The organism is Vibrio sp. 10N.222.49.A3, assembly GCF_041475145.1.
GTDB lineage: Bacteria > Pseudomonadota > Gammaproteobacteria > Enterobacterales > Vibrionaceae > Vibrio > Vibrio tasmaniensis_A.
In genome coordinates this window covers 23,083-26,979 of record NZ_JBFRVM010000134.1, presented here as the reverse complement: position 1 = coordinate 26,979, position 3,897 = coordinate 23,083, and the positions used below count along the sequence as shown (strand labels likewise).

The 3,897-nt window shown below is 38.3% G+C and carries 5 protein-coding genes and 1 pseudogene; 4 read left to right on the top strand and 2 right to left on the bottom strand.

What is annotated here, in order from left to right:
* The first annotated feature begins 275 nt into the window (after positions 1 to 275).
* The 4 genes from AB4589_RS20010 to AB4589_RS19995 all read left to right on the top strand — a co-directional run bounded on the left by AB4589_RS20010 (position 276) and on the right by AB4589_RS19995 (position 2,766).
* The gene (locus tag AB4589_RS20010; RefSeq protein ID WP_133991777.1) at positions 276 to 719 is read left to right on the top strand and encodes a DUF6932 family protein; all 444 of its coding nucleotides are present in this window, start codon (positions 276 to 278) and stop codon (positions 717 to 719) included.
* The gene (locus AB4589_RS20005) at positions 716 to 2,149 is read left to right on the top strand and encodes a helix-turn-helix domain-containing protein (RefSeq protein ID WP_372101568.1); all 1,434 of its coding nucleotides are present in this window, start codon (positions 716 to 718) and stop codon (positions 2,147 to 2,149) included. The genes AB4589_RS20010 and AB4589_RS20005 overlap by 4 nt, the downstream gene beginning before the upstream one ends.
* Positions 2,150 to 2,267: 118 nt before the next feature.
* Positions 2,268 to 2,429, top strand: a complete 162-nt coding sequence (locus AB4589_RS20000; RefSeq protein WP_158008979.1) for a hypothetical protein — start codon at positions 2,268 to 2,270, stop codon at positions 2,427 to 2,429.
* The gene (locus AB4589_RS19995) at positions 2,404 to 2,766 is read left to right on the top strand and encodes a hypothetical protein (protein ID WP_017083873.1); all 363 of its coding nucleotides are present in this window, start codon (positions 2,404 to 2,406) and stop codon (positions 2,764 to 2,766) included. The genes AB4589_RS20000 and AB4589_RS19995 overlap by 26 nt, the downstream gene beginning before the upstream one ends.
* Positions 2,767 to 3,148: 382 nt before the next feature.
* Here AB4589_RS19995 and AB4589_RS19990 read toward each other — a convergent pair whose 3' ends face one another.
* Both AB4589_RS19990 and AB4589_RS19985 read right to left on the bottom strand, forming a co-directional pair.
* Positions 3,149 to 3,274, bottom strand: coding sequence for a hypothetical protein (locus tag AB4589_RS19990; protein WP_017083874.1), 126 nt, complete (start codon positions 3,272 to 3,274; stop codon positions 3,149 to 3,151).
* Positions 3,255 to 3,897 (bottom strand): annotated as a pseudogene (locus tag AB4589_RS19985) (hypothetical protein); the annotation flags it as partial. The pseudogene AB4589_RS19985 and the gene AB4589_RS19990, both read right to left, overlap by 20 nt.

The following is a 3,897-nucleotide window of genomic DNA, read 5'->3' as shown; positions in this document are numbered from 1 at the left end:
TTCACGTCGCACGGGCAGATCTAAGCTAGCTATCACTTTGAGAGAAAAGTGCCACGAGTAAAACTTCAGGCCAATGAAGCCTCTGGACATTTTCGTGTTTGATTCCCCCTCAACAAATCTGTGATCACCAAGCAAATCTGTCGCCCCCACGCTGTGATCTAGTTCCTACCCTAATTTAGATTTACTACTCACCTCCCGCGCAACAAAACCAATTGACTTTATTTATCTTTTAAGGTAAATAGACTACAGTAATTACACAACAATAAAGTTGGGTTATGATTCCTGAGTTTAACGAGCAAGGAAATCTTCCTGAGGGTATTCACTACGCCTCAATGCAAGAATTGATTGGCCGTTTTGGTTACAACGCCAAAAGAGCATGGTTACTCGATGGGCTAAGTTTGTTAATCAAGAACTTGGGCTCAGCAGGGTGCAAGTTAATTTATGTTGATGGCAGCTTTGTTACCGAAAAGGAAATACCTGGCGATTATGATATGGCTTGGAGCATTCAAGGCGTCGACCCAAACAAATTAGACGCTTGTCTACTACTAGCGCTTCCCGCACATAGGAATGAGATTGAACTTAAGTATAGAGGTGATGTTTTCCCAGCAGAAATACCAGAAGGTGCTAGCGGTAAGGCCTTCCTTAACTTTTTCCAACAAGATAAAAATACAGGTCAAAAAAAGGGAATTGTGGCGATTAATATTGGGGGTGAGCAATGATTAAAAACTCAAGACAACTCGCACTAACAAAAAATCAAGTACAAGAATTCAATACTACTATCCATGCTCTTGAGGAGGGTACAAGCGACACTCATCCCCTTCTTGTGCAAGCACAAAAAAATGCTCTTATTTTTCAACGAGACGACCTCTTGAAGGAAATAGAAGAGTACGAACAACTCCTATCAGGGGAGTTTGCTGTTTTCGATGTCGATAATATTGCTGATTTACCAAAGGCCCTTATTCGCTCAAGAATATATTTGGGCTTAACTCAGAAAGATCTTGCTGAAAAGCTAGGTATGAAAGAACAACAAATACAACGATACGAAAATACTGAGTATTCATCAGCAAGCTTCTCTACCATCGTTTCTATAATTAGAGCTCTAGACTTAAAGATAACTGAAGATGTCTTTTTACCGAAAGCATCCCGAACTAAAAATCTTTTATTAGCTAAGTTATCCAATGCCGGGTTAGAGGAATCTTTCATTGAAAAGAGGATAGCTCCGCGTGAAATACATAACTTTGATCGCGATTCTTGGGTTGAAAGAGTTTGTGAGAAAGTCAGTACCATTTTTGGGTGGACCAAAGAACAACTTCTTGGTGATGAACCTCTATCTATAGGACGAGATGGAGCATTAGTTGCTAGATTTAAGATGCCCGCAGGGGCTAATGAGCAATACGCAAGCGCATATACACAATATGCTTATACTGTTGCTAAATTAGCTATTAGATACTTCAACAAGCCTAAAGAAGTATTAAATGAAGATGCTGAAATCAATCGAAATGAAATCATCGGCAAGTACGGTGATGTTAGTTTTGAGTCTTTACTTTCTCATGCCTATGATAAAGGTGTTATCGTTCTCGGCTTAAATGATTCAGGTGCATTTCATGGCGCAACCTGGAGAATATCACACCGAAATATTGTCGTACTCAAACAAAAGACACTCCATACTTCCCGCTGGTCATTTGATTTACTCCATGAGCTATATCACGCTAGCCAACGACCAGAATTAAGTGAATTTTCATTAATTGAGTTAAGTGAAACCAGTGATGAAAGAAGGCTAGATCAGGAGGAGATCGAAGCTAACAAGTTCGCTTCTCAAGTATTATTAGGGATGGAAGCGGAAAATTACGTCAATATGTGTTTTGCAAGCGCGAATGGTAACCTTGCATGGCTCAAAAATGCTGTCATACAGATAGCAGAGCAATATGATTTAGATTGCGGTGTCTTGGCGAATCAAGTTGCAAACAAACATGACATTATGGAAAGAAAGGTCGGTCGAAAATCGACTTGGTGGGGAACCGCTCACAACTTACAACAAAAAAACTGTGATCCTAGAGAAGAGTGCAACTCAAAACTTAAAGAGCACATATCCATTGAAGATATGGATGAGTTTGATAGAGAGTTCTTTGAACAAGCCATATACACGTAAGTAAAGTTTTAATTCTTTTTAAAGCCAGCCTTTAGGTCAGTTTAGTTCGGAGTTAGAGCATTAATAACTAAACGTTTTTTGTTTATTTTCACCTAGTTGTCATTTAACAGGCTTATAGTTGAATAAGGAATGGTTGTTCACGCTCGAAGAATTCAGTGAACAAGCTGAAGAAGCAATTTTATACTCGGCAACAGAAGCTAGCCTACGATTAAACGTAGATCACGCAATTGCCATCATGAAAGAGTTAGAAGCTAATGAAGACACAGAGAGTATTCAATAGACTAGTATCAAATGACTTCGCTAATGCATCGCCTGAAGATGTTAAAACAGTTGCGTTGGCTGTTTGGCATGAGTCTTTCGTACCGACTGTAGAACACTTGAGGAAAGAAGCTTTGAAACGTGCTGGTTACTTGGTTGATAAGCTAATGCGGTTTAATTGTGTTCCTACTGCTGTAAAGCAGCAGCTGTGTAATCTACGTGACCAATTATTACAATTCGCTGAAGCAGTAACATCAAAATGTGAAAAACTAGCCAAACAATGGGGTTTAACCAGCGATCTTAAACGCGAAGTTAGTTCTTTGCTTGAATTCCAAACTAGGCACTACCAACACGCATAAACTCAGATTCAAATGAAGAGGGATTATTTATCAGTTCTATAAGTCAAAGCTTCCGAAAACTTCGACAAGGTAACGGTAGCTTTGCTTACTAGCTAAACTGATTACTTTCTTTTTTTGATGTTAATCTATAAATCATACTTTCAAAGCTCATTTCAATTGAAGCGGCTTTCACTACGACACTCCATTTTAGCTCTAAACAGTGCTATTCATTAGCCATTAAACGAGTTTTCTATCATAACCTCTTCAACAAACAACGAAGCTCTAACTATCCATTTCTAGATATATTTTGCTTGCTAGTTAAATCTGACTAAGAGTTATGGCGTTTTTAAATACAAAAAAACCGGCTCATGGCCGGTCTTATGAATTAGGTACAAGTAATAGCTCATTGCGGAGAAAGAGTAATTTTCTTTGCTTTACCAGCTTTAATTGCAGCATTACAAGCTTGCGACAACTTACGCATAGCTTCAAGCTTACGTTTGTTAGTTACTTCATTTTTTTTTAAACGCATAATTTATTCCTTCAGTGCCAAAACTACACCATGAATCATATTCTAGTTGATCTGCGTACTTCCTTGCAAGCAAATTATAGAACAATACTAACCTTTCATCTACAGCAGAAGCCGTATAAACAATCACATTTTTACTTCTCGAATGTGACAGGATCAAAGCTGCTATGACTCTACCTAAAAGGTTTAACTGCTGTCTAGTAATCGCTCTTTCTGGTTGCTCAAAGAGTGTTTGATTTTCGATGTTTGACTTTAAGTCAAACTTAATCTCAAAACAATTTTCGTTGAGTTTCATTCCTATTCGGTCTTCGGTATCCTCCAGCCTACCATCACTAAAGTCACCTTCTGTCGACGGAGTTAGGTAAACAGTGTACTCGCTCTCCATGATGTTGCATTCTATTTGATAAACAATAAAACCTAAATCAACTTCTGTTAACTCTATAGGTGGTAAGTTTCGATGATCTAAAAACTTGAATACTTCTGAAACATCACCCATTACCGTAGGATTACTAGTTTCACTATTAGAAACAATGTTGTAGTTTACAAATTTAGCTCCAGACGCCAAAGCATTTGCCTCTAATGCAGCTAAAGGAAAACCATTGTTACTAACACCAAGTACTATTAGG

Coding starts and splice junctions, on each gene's coding strand:
- AB4589_RS20010 (WP_133991777.1), top strand. CDS start 276: ATGATTCCTGAGTTTAACGAGCAAGGAAATCTTCCTGAGGGTATTCAC.
- AB4589_RS19995 (WP_017083873.1), top strand. CDS start 2,404: ATGAAGACACAGAGAGTATTCAATAGACTAGTATCAAATGACTTCGCT.
- AB4589_RS19990 (WP_017083874.1), bottom strand. CDS start 3,274: ATGCGTTTAAAAAAAAATGAAGTAACTAACAAACGTAAGCTTGAAGCT.
- AB4589_RS20005 (WP_372101568.1), top strand. CDS start 716: ATGATTAAAAACTCAAGACAACTCGCACTAACAAAAAATCAAGTACAA.